Source organism: Geodermatophilus sp. URMC 61, from assembly GCF_052931555.1.
Genome location: NZ_JBRFHZ010000002.1, coordinates 3824565 through 3849562, shown reverse-complemented (window position 1 = coordinate 3849562; position 24998 = coordinate 3824565). Strand labels below are relative to the sequence as shown.

Below are 24998 nucleotides of genomic sequence, written 5' to 3'. Positions count from 1 at the left end.
GTACGCAAGCAACCTCTGCCGAGGACGGCGACGTGCCCATCACCCCCGAGACCCGTGACCGGCTGACCTCCGGCCTGGCCCGTGTCATCCGCAGCGGACGCCACCTGAGCGTCCGTGCCGCGGACGCCCTCTACGGCGACCTGCCCTCGTTCGGCTGGGCGCTGCTCGTGCCCCTCGAACAGGACGGCGAGCAGCGCTGCAGCGCCCTGGCGGCGCGGGCCGGCGTCGACGTCTCCGTCGCGAGCCGCCAGCTGGCCGCCCTCGAGCGGTCCGGCTACGTCGAGCGCCGACCCGACCCGCGCGACGGGCGGGCCAGCCTCATGCACCTCACCGACGCGGGCGCCCGTGCCCTGGCCGTCACCCGCGCGCTGCGCGCCCAGTGGGCCGGCACCGCGCTGGCCGACTGGGACGAGGACGACGCGCGGCTGCTGTCCGGGCTGCTGGAGCGGCTCGCGACCGATCTCGACCGGGCGTCCACCGCCGTCGCGTGACCCGCGGCTCCTCGCACCGCCTCCCGCCCCGCACCCGCCAGACCAGGAGAACCGTGGCCACCACCACCCGCGACGACCGCACCGCGGCCGTCCCCACCTCGGCGCCTGCCGACAGCCTCCCCGCAGACACCGCCCCTGCCGAGCAGCAGGGGCGGATGACCCACCGGCAGATCCTCTCGGCACTGTCGGGGATGTTGCTGGCGATGTTCGTGGCGTTCCTGTCCTCGACCGTCGTCTCCAACGCCCTGCCGACGATCATCACCGAGCTGCGCGGCACCCAGGGCCAGTACACCTGGGTGGTCACCGCGACGCTGCTGGCCTCGACCGCCTCGACCCCGATCTGGGGCAAGCTCTCCGACCTCTACAGCAAGAAGCTGCTGATCCAGGTCTCGATCGTGGTGTTCATCGTCGGCTCGATGCTGGCCGGCCTGGCCCAGTCGGTCGAGACGCTGATCGCCTGGCGGGTGCTGCAGGGCCTCGGCCTCGGCGGCGTCCAGGCGCTCATGCAGATCGCGATGGCCGCGATGATCAGCCCGCGTGAGCGCGGCCGGTACTCCGGTCTCATCGGTGCGGTCATGGCGGTGGCCACGGTCGGCGGCCCGCTCATCGGCGGCCTGCTCGTCGACACCAGCTGGCTGGGCTGGCGCTGGTGCTTCTACGTCGGTGTGCCCTTCGCCGTCGTCGCCCTGGTGCTGCTGCAGCGCACGCTGCACCTGCCGGTGACCAAGCGGGACGTCCGCATCGACTACCTCGGTGCGGCCTTCCTCACCGCCGGCGTCTCCGCGCTGCTCATCTGGGTCACCCTGGCCGGTGACACCTTCGCCTGGGCGTCCCTCGAGACGGCGCTGCTCGTCGGTGGCGGGCTGCTGGCCGGGGCCGCGTTCGTCGTCACCGAGCTGCGCGCCGCCGAGCCGATCGTCCCGCTGCGGCTGTTCGGCGACCGGACGACGACGCTGTCGATCCTGGCCAGCATCGCGATCGGTGTGGCGATGTTCGGCTCGTCGGTCTTCCTCGGCCAGTACCTGCAGATCTCCCGCGGCTACTCGCCGACCGCGGCCGGCCTGCTGACGCTCCCGATGGTCGGCGGGCTCCTGCTCTCCTCCACGGTGTCGGGCATCCTCATCACCCGCTCCGGGCGGTGGAAGGGCTACCTGGTCGCCGGCTCGCTGCTCGTCGTCCTCGGCTTCGCGCTGCTCGGCACGATCGACCACGAGACCGACATGGTGCTGCTCGGCGCCTTCCTGTTCGTCCTCGGCGTCGGCATCGGCATGACGATGCAGAACCTGGTCCTCGCCGTGCAGAACACCGTCGCCGCCCGCGACCTGGGTGCGGCGAGCTCGGCGGTCGCCTTCTTCCGCAGCCTCGGCGGCACCATCGGCGTCGCCGTCCTCGGCGCCGTGCTCGACTCCCGTGTCAGCGAGCTGATCGCGCGGGCCCTGGCCGGCGTGCCCGGCGCCGCGCAGGGCGCCGACGGGGCGGGGCTGGCCGACCTGGCGGACGCGCCGCCGGCCGTCCGGGCGATGATCGCAACCGCCTACGGCGACGCGACCGGGCGCGTCTTCGCCGTCTCCGCCGCGGTGGCGGTGGTCGCGGTGGTGGCCGTCCTCTTCATCCGCGAGGTGGCCCTGCGGACCGAGACCGGCGACGAGCGGCTGCGCACGGAGTCCGTCGGCTGAGAGAGGACCCCGTCCTCCTCGCCCTGCGCGGGCTCGGGCGCCGAGGGGAGGGCCGGGCTACGGTGCGGCGGTGAGCGGGACGCCTCGACTGCTGCTGCTGGCCAACCGGGCCGCGGGCACGGCGGAGGACGACGCGGTCGAGGCCGTGGTGCGGACGCTGCGCGCCGGGGCCGACACCGAGGTGGTCGCGACCGGGTCGGCGGCCGAGCTGGACGCCGCGGTCGCCGCCCGGGACGGCCGCCGGGTCGTGGTGCTCGGCGGGGACGGGTCGGTGCACGCGGTCGCCAGAGCGCTGGACCGGGCGGGCGCCCTCGACCCGGCCGAGCCGGTCGGCATCGTCGCGCGGGGCACCGGCAACGACCTCGCCCGGACCCTGGGCCTGCCGCTGGAGCCGGAGGCGGGGGCGGCCGCCGTCCTCGCCGGGCGGCCCCGGCCGCTGGACCTGCTCGACGACGACGCCGGTGGCCTGGTGGTCAACGCGGTGCACGCGGGCGTCGGGGCGCGGGCCGGCGCGCAGGCCGACCGGCTGAAGGAGCGGATCGGCGTGGCCGCCTACCCGGTGGGCGCGGCCCTGGCCGGCGTGAGCAGCCCCGGCTGGCCGCTCCGGGTCGAGGTCGACGGGCGGGTCGCGACGCACCCGGGCGAGGGGTGGGCGGCCGACGGCACCCGCGAGCTGCTGATGCTGGGCGTCTGCACGGGCCGCTCGATCGGCGGCGGGACGCTGCTGGCGCCGTCCGCCGAGCCCGACGACGGACTGGTCGACGTCGTGGTCTCGATCGCGACCGGACCGGTCGCCCGGGCCGCCTTCGCCACGGCCCTGACCAGCGGCGACCACGTCGACCGGCCCGACGTGCTGGTGCTGCGGGGGCGCCGGGTGGCGGTCACGGGGGGCCCGGTCGACCTCGACGCGGACGGCGAGGTGGAGGAGGACGTCCCGGCCCGGACCTGGCGGGTGCGACGACACGGCTGGTCGGTGCTGGTGCCGTCGCGGTGACCCCGGCGCGACGGCGGCGGCCCGCCACCTCCGCCGGAGGCGACGGGCCGCCGCCGGAGCCCGGCGAGGTGCCGGAACGGCCACCCTCCAGGGGTCCGCTGCTCCCGCCCCTGGCCCCGTCCCGACGCTCGCGCCGAACCTGCGAGGCGTGAGGAGGACGGGTCCTCCTGCTGAGCCTGCGAGGGGGACGGCGTCCTCCCACGAGGCGCGGGGGAGGGTGGTCCTCCTACTCCAGAGCGGCGTCCAGGCTGATCTCGTCGACGCCGGCCAGTGCCTTGCTCACCGGGCAGCCGGCCTTGGCCGCCTGGGCGGCCTGCTCGAACCCCGCGGCATCGAGCCCGTCGACCTCGCCGCGGACGGTGATCTTGATCTTCGTGATGTGCGGACCGCCGTCCTTCTGGCCGAGCGTGACGTCCGCCTGGACCTCGAGGGACTGCGGGGTGCCGCCGGCCTTGCCGATCTCGTTGGACAGCGCCATCGCGAAGCAGGACGAGTGCGCCGCCGCGATGAGCTCCTCGGGGCTGGTCGTGCCGTCGGCCTCCTCGGCCGCGCGCTTGGGGAACGACACCTCGTAGGTGCCGACCTTCGAGCTGGACAGCTCGACCTGGCCCGAACCCTCCTGCAGGGTGCCGTTCCAGGCGGTGCGAGCGGTACGGGTGGGCATGGGGCCTCCTCTTCGAACGGGATGTCGCGGCTGCGCTACCCCGGTCCGTCGCGGGCAACCCGTCGCCGGGTCAGTTGGTGGTGACCCGCTCGGTGACCAGGTTGAGCTTGGCCTTCAGGTCGGCGAACTCCTCCCGGTCGAGGTCGAGCGCGCAGATGATCTCGCCGGAGATCGCGTGCGCCCTGTCCTGCAGCGCCCGGCCGGCGTCCGTCAGCGCGATGGAGACCGAGCGCTCGTCCTCGACGCGGCGGTGGCGGGTGACCAGGCCGGCGGTGGTGAGCCGCTTCAGCAGCGGGGAGAGCGTGCCGCTGTCCAGGGAGAGGCGGGCGCCCAGCTGGCCGACCGTCTGGTTGTCCTGCTCCCACAGCAGCATCATCACGAGGTACTGGGGATAGGTGAGGCCGATGGCGTCGAGCAGCGGGCGGTAGCGCGCAGTCATCGCCCGGGAGGCGGCGTAGAGCGCGAAGCACAGCTGGTCCTCGAGGACCGCGCTCGGTGCCGGGAGACGCGTCATCCTCCAAGTCTAGGGCCCGGGTCACCCGCGGTACCCGGGGTCGCTTGCCCTGGCGGTGCCCCTCGGTGGTCACGCGGCGCGTCCCTGCGGGAAGGGACGCAGCGAGGTTGAGTGGAACAGACTCAACCCCTGCGTCGTTGGACTCCTCGACAGCACCTGGCCGGCGCACCCGGCCCCACCCGAGAGGACCGATCCCCCAGACCATGCAGAGCAAGCTGACCACCCGTTCGCAGGAGGCGATCACCGCCGCCCAGCGGCTCGCGGTCGACCGCGGCCAGGCCGCGCTCGAGCCCCTGCACCTGCTCGCCGGGCTGCTCGAGCAGACCGACGGCATCGCCGGCCCGCTGCTCAAGGCCGTGGGAGCCGACGTCGCCGACGTCCGGGCCAAGACCGACGCCGCCATCCGGCGGATGCCCAGCGTCAGCGGCGCGACCGTGCCGGCTCCCTCGCCGTCCCGCGAGCTGCTCCGGGTGCTCAACGCCGCCGGCGAGCAGGCCAGCGCCCTGGGTGACGAGTACGTCTCCACCGAGCACCTCCTGGTCGGTCTGGCCGACGTCGGCGGGGAGGCCGCCACCGTGCTGACGAGCGCCGGGGCCACCCGCGACGCGCTCCTGGCCGCCTTCCGCAGCGTGCGCGGCAACCGCAAGGTGACCACCGCCGACCCGGAGAGCACCTTCCAGGCGCTGGAGAAGTACGCCGTCGACCTCACCGAGCGCGCCCGCGAGGGGAAGATCGACCCGGTCGTCGGCCGGGACACCGAGATCCGCCGCGTCGTGCAGGTGCTCTCCCGCCGCACCAAGAACAACCCGGTGCTCATCGGCGAGCCCGGCGTCGGCAAGACGGCGATCGTCGAGGGCCTGGCCCAGCGGATCGTGGCCGGCGACGTCCCCGAGAGCCTCAAGGGCAAGCGGCTCATGGCGCTCGACCTGGCCTCGATGGTGGCCGGCGCGAAGTACCGCGGTGAGTTCGAGGAACGCCTCAAGGCGGTGCTGCAGGAGATCGCCGAGTCCGAGGGTGAGGTCATCACCTTCATCGACGAGCTGCACACCATCGTCGGCGCCGGTGCCACCGGCGACTCGGCCATGGACGCCGGCAACATGATCAAGCCGATGCTGGCCCGCGGTGAGCTGCGCATGGTCGGCGCGACCACGCTGGACGAGTACCGCGAGCACATCGAGAAGGACCCGGCGCTGGAGCGCCGCTTCCAGCAGGTCTTCGTGGGCGAGCCCTCGGTCGAGGACACGATCGGCATCCTGCGCGGCCTCAAGGAGCGCTACGAGGTCCACCACGGAGTCCGGATCACCGACGCGGCCATCGTCGCCGCCGCCACCCTGTCGGACCGCTACGTCACCGCCCGGTTCCTGCCGGACAAGGCGATCGACCTGGTCGACGAGGCGGCCAGCCGGCTGCGGATGGAGATCGACAGCCGGCCGGTCGAGGTCGACGAGGTCGAGCGCGCCGTCCGCCGGCTGGAGATCGAGGAGATGGCGCTGTCCAAGGAGGACGACCCGTCGTCGGTCGAGCGGCTGGCCGCGCTGCGCGCCGACCTGGCCGACAAGCGCCAGCAGCTCGACGAGCTGACCGCCCGCTGGCAGCAGGACAAGGGCGCGATCGTCCGCATCCAGCAGATCAAGGAGGAGCTGGAGCGGGCCCGCCTGGAGGCGGAGCGCGCCGAGCGGGACGGCGAGCTGGCCAAGGTCGCCGAGCTCCGCTACGGCCGGCTGCCCCAGCTGGAGAAGGCGCTGGCCGACGCCGAGGCCTCGGTCGCGAGCACCGACTCCATGCTCAAGGAGGAGGTCGGCCCCGACGACATCGCCGAGGTCGTGCAGGCCTGGACCGGCATCCCCGCCGGGCGGCTGCTCGAGGGGGAGACCCAGAAGCTGCTGCGGATGGAGGAGGAGCTCGGTCGGCGCGTCGTCGGCCAGCCCGACGCCGTCCGTGCGGTCTCCGACGCCGTCCGCCGGGCGCGCTCCGGCGTCGCCGACCCGAACCGGCCCACCGGGTCCTTCCTGTTCCTGGGCCCCACCGGTGTCGGCAAGACCGAGCTGGCCAAGGCGCTGGCGGAGTTCCTGTTCGACGACGAGCGGGCGATGGTCCGCATCGACATGAGCGAGTACTCCGAGAAGCACTCGGTGGCCCGGCTGGTCGGCGCCCCGCCCGGCTACGTCGGCTACGAGTCCGGCGGCCAGCTCACCGAGGCGGTGCGGCGGCGGCCCTACACCGTCGTGCTGTTCGACGAGGTCGAGAAGGCCCACCAGGACGTCTTCGACATCCTGCTCCAGGTGCTCGACGACGGCCGGCTGACCGACGGCCAGGGCCGCACGGTGGACTTCCGGAACACCATCCTGATCCTGACGTCGAACCTCGGCTCGCACCTGATCGCCGACCAGTCGATCGACGAGGAACGGCGCCGGTCGGCGGTCATGGACGTGGTCCGGCAGCACTTCAAGCCGGAGTTCCTCAACCGGCTGGACGACGTCGTCGTGTTCCACGCCCTCGGCAGCGAGGAGCTGGCCGGCATCGTCGACATCCAGGTGGGCGTCCTCGCCCACCGGCTGGCGGCCCGCCGGCTCACGCTGCAGGTCACCGAGGCCGCGCGCGAGTGGCTGGCGCTCAACGGGTTCGACCCGGTCTACGGCGCCCGCCCGCTGCGCCGGCTGGTGCAGTCGGCGATCGGCGACCAGCTGGCCAAGGCGCTGCTGGCGGGTGACATCCGGGACGGCGACGTGGTCGTCGTCGACGCCCCGGAGGACCTCGCCGAGGAGGGCCTGACCGTCCGCCGCGGCTGATGGAAGGACCCCGTCCCTCGGGGACCGCAGGGCCCGTCATCCCACCCGGGACGGTGGGCCCTCGCGCGTCTGCGGTCGCCGAGACGTGCGTCGTGGCGGTCACCGCGGTGTCCGGAACAGCCGCCGGCCGCCGCTGGGCAACGCGAGCCGGGGACGGCCTGGCCGGGGTGGACCGGTCGCGGGGCCCGGAGGGTCTCCCGACCGGGACGCGGGCAGCGGCTCGGCGTGGCCGGGGACGGCGGACGGCACCTGGCCGCGGTGCGGTCCGGAGGACCGGTGTCATCGATCCGGTCTCGATCGCCCATCGGCACTGGCCGCGCACGGGAGGGCTCCGTGATCATCGGCGGAGACAGCCGGAGGACGACCAGGGAGCGAGCGATGACGTCAGGGCAGGGCGGACAGGACCCCCAGCAGGGGCAGCCGCCGCAGGGCCAGCCCGGCTGGCAGGCGCCGCCGGGACAGGGCTGGCAGAACCCGCCGCCTCCGCAGGGTGGCTGGCAGAACCCGCCGCCTCCGCAGCAGGGGTGGCAGAACCCGCAGCAGGGTGGCTGGCAGAACCCACCGCAGGGCTGGCAGGACCCGCAGCAGAACTGGCAGGGGCTGCCCTACGGCTACGCCGCCGCTCCGTCGGCGCCCGGCTACCAGCTCCCGCAGGAGGCGCCTGAGCGGCCGACGACCGTTCGCGTGGGGATCGTGGCCTTCCTGGCCACGCTCATCCTCGGGCTCATCGCGTCGCTGGTGCAGTTCTCCGACATCGACAGCCTGGTCGCGCAGGCCACGGCGGTCGCCGACGACCCCGTGGTCACCGAGGACGTCGTCCGGGCCGGGATCGTCGTCGGTGCGGTGATCGGTCTGCTGCTGACCGCCCTCCAGGCGCTGTTCATCTGGTTCGCCTGGAAGGGGCGCAACTGGGCCCGCATCGTGCTCCTGGTGCTCGGCGGCATCAGCGCGGTCTTCGGCCTGAGCGCCCTGGCCGGTGCCGGCGGGGGCGTCGCGGGCTCCGGGTTCCTCGACGCGCTGTCGGTCTTCTCGCTGCTCCTGACGATCGTCGGGGTCGTCGCGCTGGCGCTGCGACCGTCCACCGAGTGGTACCGGGCGATGACCGCCCGCCGGCAGGCCGGACTGCGCTGACGGCTCGTCACGGAACCGTGAACCGGCAGGGCGGTTGGTCCCGGAGACCTGTGGTGACCACCACCGAACAGGCCCGGCCGCGGCGAGCGTGCCGGACGTGTCGCCCCTCGGGCGCCGTCCGCCGGCCGCCGTGGCCGGGCTGCTGTCCGCCGGGGTCGCGCCGTTCGACGACCAGGAGATGGACGTGAAGCGCACCCTCACCCGCACCGCCCTGCTGGCCGGTGTCGCGGCCCTCGTGTGGGGCACGGCCGCCTGCGGCGCCGAGGGCACCGCGTCCGACAGCGGGAGCAGTGCGGTCAGCAGCACCGGCGGGGACGCCGTGGGCGGTGTCGGCTCGTCGGTCTCCAGCGACAACGGCACGTCGTCCGAGGAGCCGTTCGGTGAGGACTGCGCCGCCGTACCGGCGAACGGCGAGGGCTCCTCCACCGGCATGACCGACGACCCGGTCGCGACCGCCGCCGGCAACACCCCGGCGCTGTCGACGCTGGTCCGGGCCGTCCTGCAGGCCAACCTGGTGGACACCCTCAACAGCGCCCAGGACGTCACCGTGCTGGCCCCGGCGAACCCGGCCTTCGAGGCCGTCCCGCCGGACGCGCTGCAGGCGGTGCTCGCCGACGACGCCCAGCTCGCCGCGCTCCTGAGCCACCACGTCATCGAGGGCCGCCTGGCCCCCGACGAGCTGGCCGGCACGCATCCCACCCTGGGCGGCGACCAGGTCACCATCGAGGGCGCCGGCGAGGTCTTCACCGTCGCTGGGACCATGACCGGTACCCCGGCCTCGGTCGTCTGCGGCAACGTCCAGACGTCGAACGCGACCGTCTACGTCGTCGACCAGGTGCTCACACCGGCCCGGGGCTGAGTCGGCCGCGTCCCAGGAGGGCCCGCGCGCGATCGCACACCGGACCGCTGTCGTGCCGTTACCCGCTGTGGCGCTCCGCGCCGGGGATGATGGCGGCGCACCCGACGAAGGAGCCCCACCCCGTGACGCGCACCCCGACCCGCCGCGCCCTGTTCGCCGCCGCGACCGTGCTGGCGCTGCCGCTGGCCGGCTGCGGCTCCGACGGGCCGGCGGACGACGTCGCCGCGGCGAGCAGTGCTCCCACGGCGACGTCCGCAGCGCAGCCCGCCCCGCCCGCGCCGACCGGCCACTTCGGCCCCGGCTGTGCCGCACTCCCGCCCGAGGGCCCCGGCAGCCCGGCCGCCCTCGCCGCCGCCCCGGCCGCGACCGCGATGTCGACCGTCCCCGGGCTCACCAGGACGATGGACACCGTGCACGCGGCCGCGCTCGCCGCGTCCCTCGACGCCACCCAGGACCTCACCGTGCTGGCCCCCGTCAACGAGGCCTTCGCCGCCGTCCCGCCCGCCACGCTCGACCCGCTGCTGGCCGACACCCCGCGGCTGACCGCCCTGGTCACCCACCACGTCATCGCCGGCCGGCTGGAGCCCGGCGAGCTGGCCGGCACGCACACCACCCTCGACGGCGGTCAGGTCACCGTCGACGGCACCGACGAGGTCTTCACGATCAGCGCCGACCAGACCCTGCTGGGCGCCGCCGACGCGACCGTCATCTGCGGCAACCTGCCCACCCTGAACGCCACGGTGTACGTCCTCGACCAGGTGCTGACCCCGCCGGCCTAGGGCCCGCTCCCAGGTCCCGCCCCGGGCCTGCGACGGTGCGGCGGAGCGGGCGGCTCCTCTGCAGGGTCCTCTCCCGGTGGGGGGCAGAGGGGTCCTAATAGGGTCGGCGGCATGAGACAGGACCCCCTCCCTCCCCACCCCTCGTCCCTCGGGGCGGGGCCCTGGGACGGGGCCGCGCGCCCCGACCGTGACCGGCTGCTCGAGCTGGTCGTCGACCTCGCCGTCGTCCACGGGCGGGTGACGCTGTCCTCCGGGCAGGAGGCCGACTGGTACATCGACATGCGCCGCCTGACGCTGCACCACGAGGGCGCTCCCCTGGTCGGCCGGGTCATGCGCCAGCTCACCCGCGATCTGCGCTACGACGTCGTCGGCGGGCTGACCCTGGGCGCCGACCCGGTGGCGACGGCGATGCTGCACGCCGCGGCGGCCGGGGAGGGCTTCCTCGACGCGTGCGTCGTCCGCAAGACCGGCAAGGCGCACGGGCTGCAGCGGCGGATCGAGGGACCCGACGTCGCCGGCCGCGCCGTCCTCGTGGTCGAGGACGTCTCCACCACCGGTTCGAGCCCCCTGACCGCTGTCGAGGCGTTGCGCGAGGCCGGCGCGGAGCCGGTCGCGGTGGCGGTCGTCGTGGACCGCGGCGGGCGGGCTGCGGTGGAGGCGGCGGGCCTGGAGTACCGGGCCGTGTTCACCCTCGCCGACCTCGGCCTGGCGTGATGAGGGACCCCGTCCCCCCCACCCCTCGCAGGCTCGGCAGAAGGACCCTCCTGCCCCCCGCCCCTCGCAGGCTCGCGGCGGGCCCCTGCAGGAGGGCCTCCGGACGGGGCCGGCGGGACCCTGCAGGAGGCCATGTCAGGGGCGCGATCGCCGATCTCGCCGGGGAGAGGCGTGGTGGTGCGGCGGGGTGACACTGACCCCATGAGCTCAGCGCGCCTGCTCGTCGTCGGAGGGGACGCCGCCGGCATGTCCGCGGCCGCGGTGGCCCGTCGGCTGCGGCCGGTCGAGGACCTCGCCATCACCGTCCTCGAGCAGGGCCCGGAGGTCTCCTACTCCGCCTGCGGCATCCCCTACTGGGTGGGTGACCTCGTCGAGGGCCGCGACCGGCTGATCGCCCGCACGCCGCGGGATCTCGCCGCCCGCGACATCGAGGTGCGCACCGGCACCCGCGCCGAGGAACTCGACCTGGACGCCGGCACGGTCCGCACCAGCACCGGCGAGACCCTCGGCTTCGACCGGCTGGTGGTCGCCACCGGGGGCCGTCCACTGCGCCCGGACGTCCCCGGCCTGGACGCGCCCGGCGTCCACGGGGTGCAGCGGCTGGCCGACGGCGCCGACATCCGCGCCGCGGTCGCCGCCGGTGCCCGCCGGGCGGTCGTGCTGGGCGGGGGCTACATCGGCCTGGAGATGGCCGAGGCGCTGCAGGCCCGCGGGCTCGAGGTGACCGTCGTGCTCGCCGACGACCTGCCGATGTCGCTGCTCGACCCGGACATGGGCGAGCGGGTCTGCAAGGCGATGGGCGACATGGGCATCGACGTGCAGCCGGGGCAGCCGGTGCGCGCGGTCGAGACCGGTGCGGACGGCGCGGCGCGGGCGGTCACCACCGACGCCGGCAGCTACCCCTGCGACCTCGTCGTCCTCGGGCTGGGCATGGGCCCCGAGGTCGAGCTGGCCCGCGCCGCCGGCCTGTGGATCGGCGAGACCGGGGCCGTCGAGGTCGACCGCACCCAGCGCAGCCGCTCGCACGAGGCGGTCTACGCCGCCGGCGACTGCAGCCAGACCTTCCACCGGCTGACCGGCGAGGCGGTGCACGTCGCGCTGGGCACGCACGCCAACAAGCAGGGCCGGGTGGCCGGGGCGGTGATCGGCGGGCAGGCGGCTCGCTTCGCCGGTGTCCTGGGCACCGCGCTGACCAGGGTGGGCGACCTGGAGATCGGGCGCACCGGGCTGTGCAGCGGGCAGGCGGAGGCCGCCGGGTACGACTTCCGCGCCGAGACCATCGAGGGGACGACGCGGGCCGGCTACTTCCCGGGCGCGGCGCAGATCACGGTCAAGCTGGTCAGCGAGAGCGGCTCCGGCCGGCTGCTCGGCGGGCAGGTCGTCGGCGGGCCGGGCTCCGGCAAGCGGATCGACGTCCTGGCGACCGCCATCTGGGCGGGGCTGACCGCCGAGGAGTTCGCCGGCTCGGACCTCTCCTACGCGCCGCCGTTCTCGCCGGTGTACGACCCCGTGGTGGTCGCCGCACGGGTGGCCAGCCGCGTCCAGCAGGGGTGAGCACCGCAGCTGGGGGCGGAGCCGACGTCCGCGACGAGGACTGGTACGGCGACGACCTCTCCGGGCAGGAGCACACCGGGGTCACCTTCAGCCGGGTGGACCTGTCCGAGACCACGGACGACGGCGCGGTCTTCACCGACTGCGTCTTCCGGGACTGCCGGTTCACCCTCAGCCGGCACACCCACGCCGCCTTCCTGAACTGCACCTTCACCGGTTGCTCGTTCGCCCAGGCCGTCTTCACCGACTGCAAGCTGGTCGGCAGCACCTTCGACCGCTGCACGTTCGAGCTGGCCACCGTCGAGGGCGGCGACTGGTCCTTCGTCGTCCTCCGCCGCGCGGACCTGTCGCGGACGAGGTTCACCGGTGCGCGGATGCGCGAGGCGGACCTCACGGAGGTGCGGGCGGCCGGGGCGACGCTGCGGGACCTGGACCTCTCGGCCGCGCTGCTGTCCGGTGCCGACCTCTCCGGTACCGACCTGCGCGGCAGCGACCTGAGCGCGCTGGACCCGCGGGAGGTCGAGCTGACCGGTGCCCGGGTCGACGGTGGGCAGGCCGTGGTGCTCGTGACCGCTCTGGGCCTGCAGGTCGGACCGGACGACGACCGGTAGCGACCGGTAGCGGGGTGTCGCAGCCGTCGGGCCGGGCGCGATACTGACCGCCGGACCAGCGCCGCCATCGACGCAAGGAGTGCCCCGCATGCCCATCGCGACCCCTGAGGTCTACGCCGACATGATCAACCGGGCCAAGGAGGGCGGCTTCGCCTACCCGGCGATCAACTGCACCTCGTCGGAGACGATCAACGCCGCGCTGCGTGGTTTCGCCGACGCCGGCAGCGACGGGATCATCCAGTTCTCCACCGGCGGCGCCGAGTTCGGCTCGGGCACCCGCGTGAAGGACATGGTCACCGGTGCCGTCGCGCTGGCCGAGTTCGCGCACGTCGTCGCCGAGAAGTACCCGGTCAACGTCGCGCTGCACACCGACCACTGCCCCAAGGACAAGCTCGACGCCTACGTCCGCCCGCTGATCGCCGTGTCGCAGGACCGGGTCGACGCCGGTCAGGCGCCGCTGTTCCAGTCGCACATGTGGGACGGCTCGGCCATCGACCTCGCCGAGAACCTGCAGATCGCCGCGGAGCTCATCGAGAAGTGCGCCGCCGCCAAGATCGTGCTCGAGGTGGAGATCGGCGTCGTCGGCGGCGAGGAGGACGGCGTCTCGCACGACATCAACGAGAAGCTCTACACCGCCCCCGGCGACTTCGTGGCCACCGCGAAGGCCCTGGGCCTGGGCGAGAAGGGCGTGTACCTGCTCGCGGCGACGTTCGGCAACGTGCACGGCGTCTACAAGCCCGGCAACGTCAAGCTGCGCCCCGAGGTCCTCAGGGAGGGCCAGGACGTCGTCGCCAAGGAGTTCGGCCTCGGGGACGGCGCCAAGCCGTTCAACCTCGTGTTCCACGGCGGCTCGGGCTCGGCGCAGGAGGAGATCCGCGAGGCGCTCTCCTACGGCGTCGTGAAGATGAACGTCGACACCGACACGCAGTACGCCTTCACCCGGCCGATCGTCGGTCACATGTTCACCAACTACGACGGCGTGCTGAAGGTCGACGGCGAGGTCGGCAACAAGAAGGCCTACGACCCGCGCACCTACATGAAGCTCGCCGAGACCAACATGGCCGCGCGCATCGTCGAGGCGTGCGAGGACCTGCTGTCGGCCGGCCAGTCGCCGAGCGCTTGAGTGACCGAGCTCGCGAGGTCACCGATGAGCACAGCGGGGTGCGTCACCGTGTCGACGAGCGCCAGCGAGGAGGACGCGTGACGCACCCGCACCACAACCTGCTCGGTGAGCCGCCGGCCACGCTGCTGCCCGGCAACCCGGAGGCCGACGCCGAGCTCGCGGCCGGGAACCCGCCGGCGGAGGTCGCAGCGCACCACCCCACGGTCAGCGCGGCGTGGGCGGCGCTGGCCGAGGGGGCGCTCGACCGTCCCGAGCGGGGGCTCACCGACACGATCGAGGCCTACGCGTACGCCCGCACCGGCTACCACCGCGGCCTCGACGCGCTGCGCCGCAACGGCTGGAAGGGCTACGGCCCGGTGCCGTGGTCGCACGAGCCCAACCGCGGTTTCCTCCGCTGCGTGACGGTGCTGGCCCGCGCCGCGGAGGCGATCGGCGAGACCGACGAGCAGGAGCGCTGCACCCAGCTGCTGCGCGACTGCGACCCCACCCTCGCGCCCTGAGCACCCCACTGCGGGCGTTGCTCGCGGATCGTCGGCGCTGCAGCGCCCGCGATCGGCGGGGGACGCCCGCAGTGCGTTGCCGGGTGCGGTGAGCACCGACCTGCACACTCTCCCCGTGGAGCACTCACCTGCTGCCCTGACGGCGCGCCTGCGTCCGCTGCTGCTCGCCGTCCACGCGGCGCTGTCGGCCGGCGTCGCAGTCAGCGCGGCGATCCACGCCCGGCACGGCTGGAACCCGACCGCCGACCGGCACCTGGACCACCAGCTGGTCCGTCGGGAGGCGATGGAGCGGCTGCGGCCGTGGGGTGCCGGGCCGGACGAGCTCTCCGACCCGCTGCAGGCCCGCCAGCTGGAGTTCCTCGACACCAGCACCGACAACCTGGGCCTGCCGATGAGCGGGCTGATCCTGCGCACCCCCACGGACGTGCTGCGGGTGTGGCGCTCCGACGACGGCGAGCTGCCCGCCGCGGCCACCGACGGCCTGCGTGCCTTCTACCGCCAGGACCCGAGCCGCCAGCTCCAGCTCGCCCTCGACCCCGACGGGCCGCGGTCCACCCCGGGTCACCTCGCCCTGTTGTGGTCCGACTCCGGTGCCGTCCTCACCCGCTTCGACCTGGTCCGGCCGTGCGGGCACGTCGGCCGGCGGGTGCAGGTGGACTGGCACGTCGACCTGCACGAGCGGCTGGGACGCCCCGCAGCCTGACATCACTCTGGGTGATGGGACGACAGAGAAGGGGCGGGAACGGTCGGAGATCGTTTACTCTCCGTACCCAGCGTCCGGTCCGGACGCCCGCTCCCGGAGGTGCCGCATGGCAACGCTTCTCTGGATCCTCGCCGTCGTCCTCGTCGTCGCCGGCATCGTCGCGATCATCCGCAGGCAGCTGCTGTGGGGGATCGTGCTGATCATCGTGGGCCTGCTCGTGGGGCCGGGCGGGGTCAGCATCTTCACCTGATCCCCGACGGCCCGTCTGCAGGCAGAAGGGCCTCTCCACCCACCGGGGAGGCCCGTCCCCCCACCTCTCGCGCGCTCGGGGTGAGCCCCGGGACGGGGCCGCGGCGGTGCCCGGGAGGAGCCGGGGGTAGGGGGTCCTCGATCAGGGCTGCAGCCGCCAGCGCACCCGGTCGTCGGCGTACCACGTCCAGCGGTCGACCGACCGCGGGTACGGGACGCCGTCCCGGACGACCCGGGCCGGGTCGCTGGCGATCTGCACCGCCCGTCCGCGGGTGCGACGGCCGGGCCGCAACGGCAACGTCATGACGGTCACGTCGAGGGTGTCCACGACCCGCCAGTCGGGCCGGACGTCGATCCGGGTGATCTGCCCGTCGGCGATCTTGACCGCGTCGTGGTGCGCCTGCGCGCCCAGCCGCCGCGCCAGCGGACGGCGCCGGTCGTCCCCGGCCGCCTCCAGGCGGCCGTGGTGCAGCAGCACGCCGCCGTGGTCGTCGCGCACCAGGCCGAGCTGCCGCTCGCTGCCGGTGCCGATGCCGAGCGCGCGGGCCAGGGCGGTCGAGTCGCCGCCGCCGGCGGGTTCCCACGAGACGGGGACGTCGGCGGTCCGCCCGGCCTTCCACAGCGTGGTGAGCACCGCGGCGAGCGCCGGCACCGGTCCCCTCACCAGCAGAGCGTCGGCCTGCGCCGCGGGGGCGACGTCCTCGCGCGCCGGGGCGGAACCGGGCTCGAGACCGCGCAGGTCGAACTCGACGAGGGGCATGCCGATACCCTGCCACCTGCCAGCCGGTCGACCGCCGGTGACGAGTCCGAGGGGGACGACAGCGAGATGCCGGCAGTCGTGCTGATCGGCGCCCAGTGGGGCGACGAGGGCAAGGGCAAGGCCACCGACCTGCTCGGGGGGCGCGTGCCGTACGTCGTGCGCTACCAGGGCGGCAACAACGCCGGGCACACGGTGATCACGCCGGACGGCGAGAAGTACGCGCTGCACCTGATCCCGTCCGGGATCCTCACGCCGGGCTGCACGCCGGTCATCGGCAACGGCGTGGTCATCGACCCCGAGGTGCTCATCGGCGAGCTCGCCGGACTCGAGGAGCGCGGCGTCGACACCTCGCGGCTGGTCATCTCGGCCGACGCGCACCTGATCATGCCGCACCACCGGGCGCTGGACCGGGTCACCGAGCGCTTCCTCGGCAAGCGCCGGATCGGCACCACCGGCCGCGGTATCGGCCCGGCGTACGGGGACAAGGTCGCCCGCACCGGCATCCGGGTGCAGGACCTGCTCGACCTGTCGATCCTGCGGCAGAAGCTCGAGGGGACGCTGCAGGAGAAGAACCAGGTCCTGGTCAAGGTCTACAACCGCAAGGCGATCGACGTCGACGAGGTCGTCGAGGAGTACGCCGGCTACGCCGCGCAGCTCCGGCACCGCATCGCCGACACCCGGCTGCTGCTGGCCAACGCCCTCGACGCCGGCGAGTGGGTGCTCCTGGAGGGCTCGCAGGGCACCCTGCTCGACGTCGACCACGGCACCTACCCGTTCGTCACGTCGTCCTCCCCGACCGCCGGTGGCGCGGCGGCGGGCTCGGGCATCGGCCCCACCCGCATCGAGCGGGTGGTCGGCATCCTCAAGGCCTACACGACCCGCGTCGGCTCCGGGCCGTTCCCGACCGAGCTGCACGACCAGTGGGGCGACTACCTGCGCAAGCAGGGCGGCGAGGTCGGCGTGACCACCGGCCGCGACCGCCGCTGCGGCTGGTTCGACGCCGTCGTGGCCCGCTACGCCAGCCGGGTCAACGGCATCACCGACTACTTCCTCACCAAGCTCGACGTCCTGTCCGGGCTGGAGACGGTGCCGATCTGCGTGGCCTACGAGATCGACGGCGTCCGGCACGACGAGATGCCGATGACGCAGACCGACTTCCACCACGCCAAGCCGGTCTACGAGGAGATGCCGGGCTGGTTCGAGGACATCCGGAACTACCGGACCTTCGACGAGCTGCCGGCCAACGCGCAGGCCTACGTGCGCCGGCTCGAGGAGCTCTCCGGCGCGCGGATCAGCGTGATCGGCGTCGGCCCCGGCCGCGACGAGAACGTCGTCCTCCACGACCTGATCGGGTGAGGGCGACGATCAGCTGAGCTGATCGAACACGGTCCTGGCTCACCACTGGCGGGGAGCCAGGACCGTGGACGACCAGGTCACCTGATCACCGGGGACGCCGTCAGCGCAGGTCGGGCACGGCTCCCAGCGGTGGTGCGGCCGGGTGGGACCGCGGTGTCATCGGATCGCTCCTACGCGGCGGCGACCTCGAGCTCCTGCCGTGCTGCGACGGCGATCTCGGGGGCGTCGGTGATCAACCCGTCGACGCCGAGGGCCAGCAGCAGCCGGGCCTCGGTCTGCATGTCGCCGGTGCCGCTGGCGGCCTCGCCGCGGCGCAGGTGGCGCGGCAGGAAGGCGTTCTCCGGGCGCAGCGTCCACGGGACGACGACCAGCCCGGCGCGGTGGGCCTGGGCGATCAGGTCCGAGACGCCGGTCAGCGCCTGGTCCGCGTCGCGCAGCAGGATCCGGTGCCGGCTCGGGGCGATGCCCTGCGCGTACGTGCTGACCTCGCGCAGGCCGGCCGGGGTGACCAGGTGGTCGTCGGTGCCGGCGTCGTCGATCAGCTGCAGCATCGTCGGCCCGCGGTCCCCGAGGTCGGCCCGCAGCTGCCGCAGCGCGGCGGCGTCGAAGGACTGCACGACCACGGTCCCGTCGGGACGGGCCGCGTCGAGGCGGCGCAGCTCGGCGGCGACGAGCTCGGGGACCGGGACGCCCGCCTCGTGGTCGAACCAGCTGGGCTTCTTCAGCTCGGCCAGCACGCGAACCTGCCGGGAGACGGTCGACCGCCGGCGGGCGATCGCCACGACCTCGGCCAGGGTGAGGATCCCGGCCTGTCCGTCGTAGGTGGTGTTCAGCGGGCGCAGCGCCGGCATCCGCTCGACGGCGCGCAGCGTCCGCAGCTCGGCGAGGGTGAAGTCCTCGGTGAACCACCCGGTGCGCTCGCGGTCGTCGACGACACGGGTGGTGCGCCGGTCGGCGAACTCGGGTCGCTCGGCGACGTCGGTGGAGTGGGAGAGCTCGTTCTCGTGCCGGACGACGAGCGCGCCGTCCCGGCTGACGACGACGTCGGGCTCGATGAGGTCGGCGCCGAGGTCGATGGCGAGCTCGAAGCTGGCCGCGGTGTGCTCGGGCCGGTAGGCGCAGGCCCCCCGGTGACCGACGACGACAGGACGGGCTGGGCGGCTCGCCGGGACCGTGGCCGGCGACGCGAGCGCGTGCATGTCCCCTACAACACCCGAGGGATCTGAACATGACGCGAACGCCATCCGGTGGTTCGTGGACAATTCGGAGGACGCCGCCCTGACCTGGGCGGGACCATGCCGACGTGACCGATCTCTCACTCCTGGGCTGGACGCCGGCGTTCGACGCCGCGTTGCCCCCGGACGCGCGACCCGGCCGGGTCGCCCGGGTCGACCGCGGCCGGCTGACCGTGCTGACCACTGACGGCGAGCTGCGGGCGCACCCGGCCGCGGCGCTGCTCGAGGGCACCGGGCCGGCGGTCGGCGACTGGGTGGCGCTGCGCGGTGAGCTCGCCGTCGCGGTGCTGCCCCGCCGGACGGCGTTCACCCGCGTCGTCGCCGGGCGGACGTCGGCCGAGCAGGTGGTCGCGGCCAACCTCGACCTGGTGCTCGTCGTCGACGCGCTGACCACGGCCCCGCGGCTGCGCCGGGTGGAGCGCTACCTCGCCGTCGCCTGGGGCAGCGGCGCCACGCCGGTCGTCGTCCTCACCAAGGCCGACCTGTGCGACGACGTCCCCGGCGCGCTGCTGGCGGTCGCGGAGGACACCGTGGGCGTCGACGTCCTGCCGGTCAGCTCGGTGACGGGGGAGGGGCTGCCCGCCGTCCGGGCACTGCTGGGCCCCGGGCGGACGGCGGCGATGGTCGGCCCGTCCGGCGTGGGCAAGTCCAGCCTGGCCAACGCGCTGGCCGGGACGGTGGTGGCGACCACCCGCGGGATCCGGGAGGCCGACGGCCGCGGGCGGCACACCACGACCGCGCGCGAGCTGCACCTGCTGCCCGGCGGCGGCCTGCTCGTGGACACCCCGGGGATGCGCGAGCTCGGGCTGGTCGACGACGCCGGGGTCGACACCGCCTACGCCGACGTCACCGAGCTCGCCGCCGAGTGCAGGTTCCGGGACTGCGCGCACCGCACCGAGCCCGGGTGCGCCGTGGCGGCCGCGATCGAGGACGGCCGGCTGGATCCGGCCCGCTACACCGCCTGGCGGAAGCTGCAGGCCGAGGCGCACCGCCAGGCACTGCGTTCCGACGCCCGCGCCCGGGCCGCCGAGCACGCCCGCGTCCGGGCCCTGCACCGGTCGTACCGGTCGCAGCCGAACCGGTTGCGGTAGGCCCCGTCCAGGGCACCGCCCCGAGCCCTGACGGCCCCGTGCAGGGTCCCGCCGCGAGCTTGCGCGTGGCGGGGAGCAGGGGGTCCTTCCCGGGAGGGGACGGGGTCCTTCGACGGTAGGGTCGCCGTCCGTGCGCGTGCTCGTGATCGGCTCCGGTGCCCGGGAGCACGCCCTGTGCGTCGCTCTGTCCTCCGACCCCGCGGTGACCGCGCTGTCCTGCGCGCCGGGCAACGCCGGCACGCGCACGATCGCCGAGCCCGCCGCGGTCGACGTCGCCGACCCGGTCGCGGTCGCCGCGCTGGCCACCGGCTGGGGCGCCGACCTCGTCGTCATCGGGCCGGAGGTGCCGCTGGTCGCCGGCGCCGCCGACGCGGTCCGCGACGCCGGCATCGCCTGCTTCGGCCCGTCGGAGCAGGCCGCGCAGATCGAGGGCAGCAAGTCCTTCGCCAAGCACGTCATGGCTGCCGCCGGCGTCCCGACCGCCCGGTCCTGGCCGGTCGGCGGTCCGGCGGAGCTCGAGACGGCGCTGGACGAGGCCGGTGCGGCGGGTGGGGGGCCGTACGTGGTGAAGGACGACGGGCTGGCCGCCGGCAAGGGCGTCGTCGTCACGACCGACCGGGCTGCCGCCGTGTCGCACGGGCACCGCGTGCTCGACGCCGGCGGCGCGGTGCTCGTCGAGGAGTACCTCGACGGCCCCGAGGTGTCGCTGTTCGCCGTCACCGACGGGACGACGGTGCTGCCGCTGCTGCCCGCCCAGGACGCCAAGCGCCGCGACGACGGCGACGCCGGGCCCAACACCGGCGGGATGGGGGCCTACGCGCCCCTGCCGTGGGCGCCGCCGGGCCTGGTCGACGAGGTGCTGGCCACCGTGCTGCAGCCGACGGTCGACGAGATGCGCCGCCGCGGCGAGCCGTTCTCCGGGCTGCTCTACGCCGGGCTGGCGCTGACCTCGCGTGGGGTGCGGGTCGTGGAGTTCAACGCCCGCTTCGGCGACCCGGAGACCCAGGTCGTGCTGCCGCTGCTGGAGACGCCGCTGGGTGGCCTGCTGTACGCGGCCGCCACCGGCACGCTCGCCGACCACCCGCCGCTGCGCTGGCGCGACGGGGCCGCGGTCACCGTCGTCGTCGCGGCACCGGGCTACCCCGAGCGGCCGCGCACCGGCGACCCGGTCACCGGCGCCGACGCCGAGGGGGTGCTGCACGCGGGCACCACCGTGGACGCCGAGGGGACGGTCCGCTCCGCCGGTGGGCGGGTGCTCGCCGTGACCGCAGTCGGCCCGGACCTCGCCGCGGCCCGGCAGCGGGCCTACGAGCGGGTCGCCGGCGTGCGGCTGGCCGACGCGCACTGGCGCACCGACATCGCGCTGGCCGCGGTCGAGGGCCGGATCACCGTGCGCTGAGCGGCCAGGAGGTCGCATCCGACCCCGTCCGGCCCCGTCCAGAGGCTCGCCGCGGCCCCGTCCCGGGTCCCGCCGGCCCCTGCAGGGTCCCGCCGCGAGCTTGCGGGTGGCGGGGAGCAGGGGGTTCTTCTCCGAAGGGTGGGGAGGACGGGGTCCTCCTGCTACTGCGCCGTGACCGCAGGCCGGGCGCGCTCCCGGCGCGGCTCGGGCGGGCGCGGCCCGTCGTAGCGCCGGGACAGGTAGGTGCCGGCCACGTTCGCGCACGCCACGGTGGGCACGGCGATGAGCGCGCCGAAGATGCCGGCCACCAGCAACCCCGCGGCGATCGCGAGGACGACGGCGAGCGGGTGCACCCGCACCGCCCGGCCCAGCAGCAGCGGCTGCAGGACGTGCCCCTCCAGCTGCATCACCAGCACGACGACGGCGAGCGCGATCAGCGCCGTGATCGGCCCCTTCGAGACCAGGGCGACCAGCACCGCGACGGTGCCGGCCAGGAACGACCCGATGATCGGGATGAACGCGCCCAGGAAGACCAGCGCGGCCAGCGGGATGACCAGCGGGACGCCGAGGACCGCCAGGCCGATGCCGATGCCGATGGCGTCGGCCATCGCCACGGCGACCGTGGCGCGCACGTAGGAGATGAGCGTGCGCCACGAGCGGCGGGCGGCCTCGTCGACGTACGCGCGCGAGTCCCGCGGGAACAGGCCGACCAGCCACAGCCAGATCGAGCGGCCGTCCTTGAGGAAGAAGAAGAGCGTGAACAGCGCCAGCAGGGTGCCGGTGGTGACCTCCCCGACCGTCACGGCGGTCGTGAGCGCGCCCGAGGCGAGCGTGTCCTCGTTGGCGACCAGCGTCTGCTGCAGCTGGGTGACCAGGTTCTCCAGCTGCGTCCGGGTGACGGGGAAGGTGCGCACGATCAGGTCGCGCACCTGGTCGACGCCCTGGCCGACCTGGTCGGCGAGGTCGCCGAAGCCGGTGGTGACCTGCTGGACGACGAGCGTGACGATCCCCGCCACCGTGCCGAGCCCGAGCACCAGCATCGTGAGGGCGGCCAGGGTCCGTGGCCAGCCGGTGCGGACCAGCGCCGAGGCGCCCGGTTGCAGGAGGGCCGCCAGCAGCAGCGCGACGATGACGGGGACGACGACCACGGCCACGTAGGCGGCCGCCCAGAGCAGCAGGTAGAGCCCGGCGACGACGACGATGAGCCGCCACGACCAGGCGGCCGCCACCCGCAGCGCCCGGGGCACCTCCTCCTCGGCCGCGCCCGGTCGCCGCGGGGGACGCCGGTCACGGGGCACGGGCCGCTGCTCCCCTCCGGCGGGTGGCCCGCTCACCCCGCCGGGCCCGATCGGGCCGTCGAGGTCCGGTGCCCCGGGCTCGGGGCTGCCGAGGGGTGGCCGGTCGGCCCGATCGGCGTCGTCCGCCCCGTCGTGGTACCCGGAGTCGTCGTCCGGGTGGTGCGGCCAGGCGTGCGGGTCGTGCTCACGGGCCGCGCGGATGCGGTCGCGGGCCCGCGTCAACAGGTGGGTGCCCCGTCGCAGCATCGGGTCCTCCGGGGAGCTCGAGGGGCCGTCGCTGACAGCATCGACCCTGCGGGAGACTGGGGCACGTGGTGCGACGAACCGATGGGCGGGCCGACACGTGATCGAGCGGTACACCCTGCCCGAGATGGGGCGGGTCTGGAGCGACCAGCACAAGTACGAGCTGTGGTGCCGGGTCGAGACCCTCGTCCTCGAGGCGCACGCCGCGGCCGGGCGGGTGCCCGCCGAGGTGGTGCGACCCGTCCGGGAGGCGCCGCCGCCCACGCCCGAGCGGGTCGCGGAGATCGAGGAGACGACGCAGCACGACGTCATCGCCTTCCTCACCGCGTGGGCCGACAACACCGAGCCACGGTCGGCCGCCGCCTACGTGCACCACGGCATGACGTCGTCGGACCTGCTCGACACCGCGCTCGCCGTCCAGCTGACCGAGGCCACCGACCTGCTGCTGGCCCGGCTCGACCGGCTGGTCGCGGTGCTGCGCGACCACGCGCTGGCCCACCGCGACACCATCAAGGTCGGCCGCACCCACGGTGTGCACGCCGAGCCCGACGTCTGGGGCCACCGGGTCGCCGACATCGCCTTCGCCGCCGCCCGGTCGCGGGACCGGCTGCGGGCCGCGCGCGAGCGGGTCGGGGTCGTCGCCATCTCCGGCGCCGTCGGCACCTACTCGCTGATCGACCCGTCGGTCGAGGTCGCCGTCGCCGAGGCGCTGGGGCTGCGGCCCGCCGACGCCTCCACCCAGGTGGTGCTGCGCGACTCGATCAGCGAGTGGGTCGCCTGCCTGGCGATCGTCGCGACCGTCTGCGAGACGGTGGCCCTGGAGGTCCGGCACGGCCAGCGCACCGAGGTCCGCGAACTCTCCGAGGCGTTCGGCTCGGGCCAGAAGGGCTCGAGCGCGATGCCGCACAAGAAGAACCCGATCCGCTCCGAGCGCATCGCCGGCCTGGCCCGCGTCGTCCGCGCCGCCGTCGTCCCGGTGATGGAGGGCATCCCGCTCTGGCACGAGCGCGACATCTCGCACTCGTCGACCGAGCGGGTGTTCCTGCCCGACGCCGCGATCACCACCGACTACCTGCTGCACCTGACCACCGGGCTGGTCGAGAACCTGGTGGTCGACGCCGACCGGATGCGGGCCAACCTCGAGTCGACCGGCGGGCTGATCTACACCTCGTCGGTGCTGCTCGAGCTGGTCGAGGGCGGGGCCTCGCGCGAGGACGCCTACGCGCTGGTGCAGTCGGCGGCCATGGAGACCTGGAACAGCGGGACGCCGTTCCGCGAGACGCTGCGCAAGCGCGCGGCGGACGCGGGCGTGGCGCTGGACGAGGTGCGGCTCGACGAGATCTGCCGGCCCGAGCGGTACGTGGCCAACCTCGGGCCGCTGTTCGACCGGCTGGCCGCGCTGTCGTGACCCTGGATCTCCCGCTCGTCGCCCGCGGCAAGGTGCGCGAGGTCTACGACGCCGGCGGGGACCGCCTCCTGCTGGTCGCCTCCGACCGGATCTCCGCCTACGACCACGTGCTGCCCACGCCCATCCCCGACAAGGGACGGGTGCTCACCCAGCTGTCGGTGTGGTGGTTCGACCAGCTGACGCCGGTGCTGTCGTCGTTCGGGGCGAGCCACCACCTGATCTCGGCGACCGACGTCCCGGCGGAGGTCGCCGGGCGCGCGATGCTGGTGCGCCGGCTGGAGATGCTGCCGGTCGAGTGCGTGGCGCGCGGCTACCTGTCCGGCTCCGGCACGGTCGAGTACCAGCGCACCGGCTCCATCCGCGACGTCCCGCTGCCGGCCGGCCTGGTCGAGGGCTCGCGGCTGCCCGAGCCGGTGTTCACGCCGTCCACCAAGGCCGAGCAGGGCCGGCACGACGAGGCGATCGACTTCGCCGCCGTCGTGGCCGCGGTCGGTGCGGAGCAGGCCGAGGAGCTGCGCGAGCTGACCCTGGCGCTGTACCGGCGCGGTGCGGCGATCGCCCTCGACGCCGGCATCGTGCTGGCCGACACCAAGTTCGAGTTCGGTCTCGGTGCGGACGGTGGCACGGTGCTGGGCGACGAGGTGCTCACGCCGGACTCCTCGCGCTTCTGGCCGGCCACGCTCTGGTCGCCGGGTGGCGCGCAGCCCTCGTTCGACAAGCAGTACGTCCGGGACTGGCTCACGTCGTCCGGCTGGGACCGCGTCTCCCCGCCGCCGGAGCTGCCCGCCGACGTGGTCGAGGCCACCCGCGAGCGCTACGTCACCGCCTACGAGCGGCTCACCGGCACCACCTTCCGCTGA

24 protein-coding genes are annotated in these 24998 nt (G+C 74.5%); 19 read left to right on the top strand and 5 right to left on the bottom strand.

Annotation, left to right across the window (positions count from 1 at the left end):
- The first annotated feature begins 32 nt into the window (after positions 1 to 32).
- The 3 genes from ACU610_RS17995 (at position 33) to ACU610_RS17985 (ending at position 3161) form a co-directional block, all read left to right on the top strand.
- Entirely contained in the window at positions 33 to 491 is a 459-nt protein-coding gene (locus ACU610_RS17995; RefSeq protein ID WP_446769061.1) for a MarR family winged helix-turn-helix transcriptional regulator, read from the top strand.
- A 53-nt stretch (positions 492 to 544) separates the two neighbouring features.
- The gene (locus tag ACU610_RS17990) at positions 545 to 2167 is read left to right on the top strand and encodes an MDR family MFS transporter (RefSeq protein WP_446769060.1); all 1623 of its coding nucleotides are present in this window, start codon (positions 545 to 547) and stop codon (positions 2165 to 2167) included.
- A gap of 70 nt (positions 2168 to 2237) precedes the next feature.
- On the top strand, positions 2238 to 3161 hold the full coding sequence (locus tag ACU610_RS17985; RefSeq protein ID WP_446769059.1) for a diacylglycerol/lipid kinase family protein: 924 nt from the start codon (positions 2238 to 2240) through the stop codon (positions 3159 to 3161).
- A gap of 226 nt (positions 3162 to 3387) precedes the next feature.
- On the opposite strand, the gene ACU610_RS17980 is transcribed toward ACU610_RS17985, so the two are convergent.
- Both ACU610_RS17980 and ACU610_RS17975 read right to left on the bottom strand, forming a co-directional pair.
- Entirely contained in the window at positions 3388 to 3825 is a 438-nt protein-coding gene (locus ACU610_RS17980; protein ID WP_446769058.1) for an OsmC family peroxiredoxin, read from the bottom strand.
- A 70-nt stretch (positions 3826 to 3895) separates the two neighbouring features.
- Positions 3896 to 4339 (bottom strand): MarR family winged helix-turn-helix transcriptional regulator, encoded by a 444-nt coding sequence (locus ACU610_RS17975; RefSeq protein WP_446769057.1) that lies wholly within the window; start codon positions 4337 to 4339, stop codon positions 3896 to 3898.
- Between the two features lie 203 nt (positions 4340 to 4542).
- On the opposite strand from ACU610_RS17975, the gene clpB reads away from it, so the two are divergent.
- From clpB to ACU610_RS17920, 11 genes are all read left to right on the top strand, one after another.
- On the top strand, positions 4543 to 7128 hold the full coding sequence (clpB, locus tag ACU610_RS17970; RefSeq protein ID WP_446769056.1) for an ATP-dependent chaperone ClpB: 2586 nt from the start codon (positions 4543 to 4545) through the stop codon (positions 7126 to 7128).
- Positions 7129 to 7506: 378 nt separating this feature from the next.
- Complete coding sequence (locus ACU610_RS17965; protein ID WP_446769055.1) at positions 7507 to 8259, top strand: hypothetical protein; 753 nt, start codon at positions 7507 to 7509, stop codon at positions 8257 to 8259.
- A 97-nt stretch (positions 8260 to 8356) separates the two neighbouring features.
- A complete protein-coding gene (locus ACU610_RS17960) occupies positions 8357 to 9118 on the top strand; it encodes a fasciclin domain-containing protein (RefSeq protein ID WP_446769054.1) in 762 nt (253 codons plus the stop codon).
- A gap of 122 nt (positions 9119 to 9240) precedes the next feature.
- The gene (locus ACU610_RS17955) at positions 9241 to 9897 is read left to right on the top strand and encodes a fasciclin domain-containing protein (RefSeq protein WP_446769053.1); all 657 of its coding nucleotides are present in this window, start codon (positions 9241 to 9243) and stop codon (positions 9895 to 9897) included.
- A 111-nt stretch (positions 9898 to 10008) separates the two neighbouring features.
- Complete coding sequence (gene pyrE, locus ACU610_RS17950) at positions 10009 to 10611, top strand: orotate phosphoribosyltransferase (RefSeq protein ID WP_446769052.1); 603 nt, start codon at positions 10009 to 10011, stop codon at positions 10609 to 10611.
- A 201-nt stretch (positions 10612 to 10812) separates the two neighbouring features.
- Positions 10813 to 12165 carry an FAD-dependent oxidoreductase gene (locus tag ACU610_RS17945; protein ID WP_446769051.1) on the top strand — a complete coding sequence of 451 codons (1353 nt, stop codon included), beginning with the start codon at positions 10813 to 10815 and terminating at the stop codon, positions 12163 to 12165.
- On the top strand, positions 12162 to 12773 hold the full coding sequence (locus tag ACU610_RS17940; protein WP_446769050.1) for a pentapeptide repeat-containing protein: 612 nt from the start codon (positions 12162 to 12164) through the stop codon (positions 12771 to 12773). Before ACU610_RS17945 ends, ACU610_RS17940 begins: the two co-directional genes overlap by 4 nt.
- An 88-nt stretch (positions 12774 to 12861) precedes the next feature.
- Positions 12862 to 13896 (top strand): class II fructose-bisphosphate aldolase, encoded by a 1035-nt coding sequence (fbaA, locus tag ACU610_RS17935; RefSeq protein ID WP_446769049.1) that lies wholly within the window; start codon positions 12862 to 12864, stop codon positions 13894 to 13896.
- A gap of 77 nt (positions 13897 to 13973) precedes the next feature.
- Positions 13974 to 14396, top strand: coding sequence for a DUF3151 domain-containing protein (locus ACU610_RS17930; RefSeq protein ID WP_446769048.1), 423 nt, complete (start codon positions 13974 to 13976; stop codon positions 14394 to 14396).
- 115 nt (positions 14397 to 14511) lie between these two features.
- Complete coding sequence (locus ACU610_RS17925) at positions 14512 to 15099, top strand: hypothetical protein (RefSeq protein ID WP_446769047.1); 588 nt, start codon at positions 14512 to 14514, stop codon at positions 15097 to 15099.
- Between the two features lie 106 nt (positions 15100 to 15205).
- The gene (locus ACU610_RS17920) at positions 15206 to 15349 is read left to right on the top strand and encodes a GPGG-motif small membrane protein (protein ID WP_446769046.1); all 144 of its coding nucleotides are present in this window, start codon (positions 15206 to 15208) and stop codon (positions 15347 to 15349) included.
- A gap of 141 nt (positions 15350 to 15490) precedes the next feature.
- Here ACU610_RS17920 and ACU610_RS17915 read toward each other — a convergent pair whose 3' ends face one another.
- Complete coding sequence (locus ACU610_RS17915; protein ID WP_446769045.1) at positions 15491 to 16108, bottom strand: hypothetical protein; 618 nt, start codon at positions 16106 to 16108, stop codon at positions 15491 to 15493.
- 66 nt (positions 16109 to 16174) lie between these two features.
- On the opposite strand from ACU610_RS17915, the gene ACU610_RS17910 reads away from it, so the two are divergent.
- Positions 16175 to 17464 carry an adenylosuccinate synthase gene (locus ACU610_RS17910; RefSeq protein WP_446769044.1) on the top strand — a complete coding sequence of 430 codons (1290 nt, stop codon included), beginning with the start codon at positions 16175 to 16177 and terminating at the stop codon, positions 17462 to 17464.
- 170 nt (positions 17465 to 17634) lie between these two features.
- Here the strand turns inward: ACU610_RS17910 and ACU610_RS17905 are convergent, their stop codons facing one another.
- Positions 17635 to 18663, bottom strand: a complete 1029-nt coding sequence (locus tag ACU610_RS17905) for a glycerophosphodiester phosphodiesterase family protein (RefSeq protein ID WP_446769043.1) — start codon at positions 18661 to 18663, stop codon at positions 17635 to 17637.
- 104 nt (positions 18664 to 18767) lie between these two features.
- Between ACU610_RS17905 and rsgA the strand changes: the two genes are divergently transcribed.
- Both rsgA and purD read left to right on the top strand, forming a co-directional pair.
- Positions 18768 to 19790, top strand: a complete 1023-nt coding sequence (rsgA, locus tag ACU610_RS17900) for a ribosome small subunit-dependent GTPase A (protein ID WP_446769042.1) — start codon at positions 18768 to 18770, stop codon at positions 19788 to 19790.
- Between the two features lie 130 nt (positions 19791 to 19920).
- Complete coding sequence (gene purD, locus ACU610_RS17895) at positions 19921 to 21189, top strand: phosphoribosylamine--glycine ligase (protein ID WP_446769041.1); 1269 nt, start codon at positions 19921 to 19923, stop codon at positions 21187 to 21189.
- 161 nt (positions 21190 to 21350) lie between these two features.
- On the opposite strand, the gene ACU610_RS17890 is transcribed toward purD, so the two are convergent.
- Complete coding sequence (locus ACU610_RS17890; RefSeq protein ID WP_446769040.1) at positions 21351 to 22733, bottom strand: AI-2E family transporter; 1383 nt, start codon at positions 22731 to 22733, stop codon at positions 21351 to 21353.
- Between the two features lie 97 nt (positions 22734 to 22830).
- Between ACU610_RS17890 and purB the strand changes: the two genes are divergently transcribed.
- Together purB and ACU610_RS17880 are read left to right on the top strand one after the other, a co-directional pair.
- Positions 22831 to 24138, top strand: coding sequence for an adenylosuccinate lyase (purB, locus tag ACU610_RS17885; protein WP_446769039.1), 1308 nt, complete (start codon positions 22831 to 22833; stop codon positions 24136 to 24138).
- Positions 24135 to 24998, top strand: coding sequence for a phosphoribosylaminoimidazolesuccinocarboxamide synthase (locus ACU610_RS17880; protein WP_446769038.1), 864 nt, complete (start codon positions 24135 to 24137; stop codon positions 24996 to 24998). Before purB ends, ACU610_RS17880 begins: the two co-directional genes overlap by 4 nt.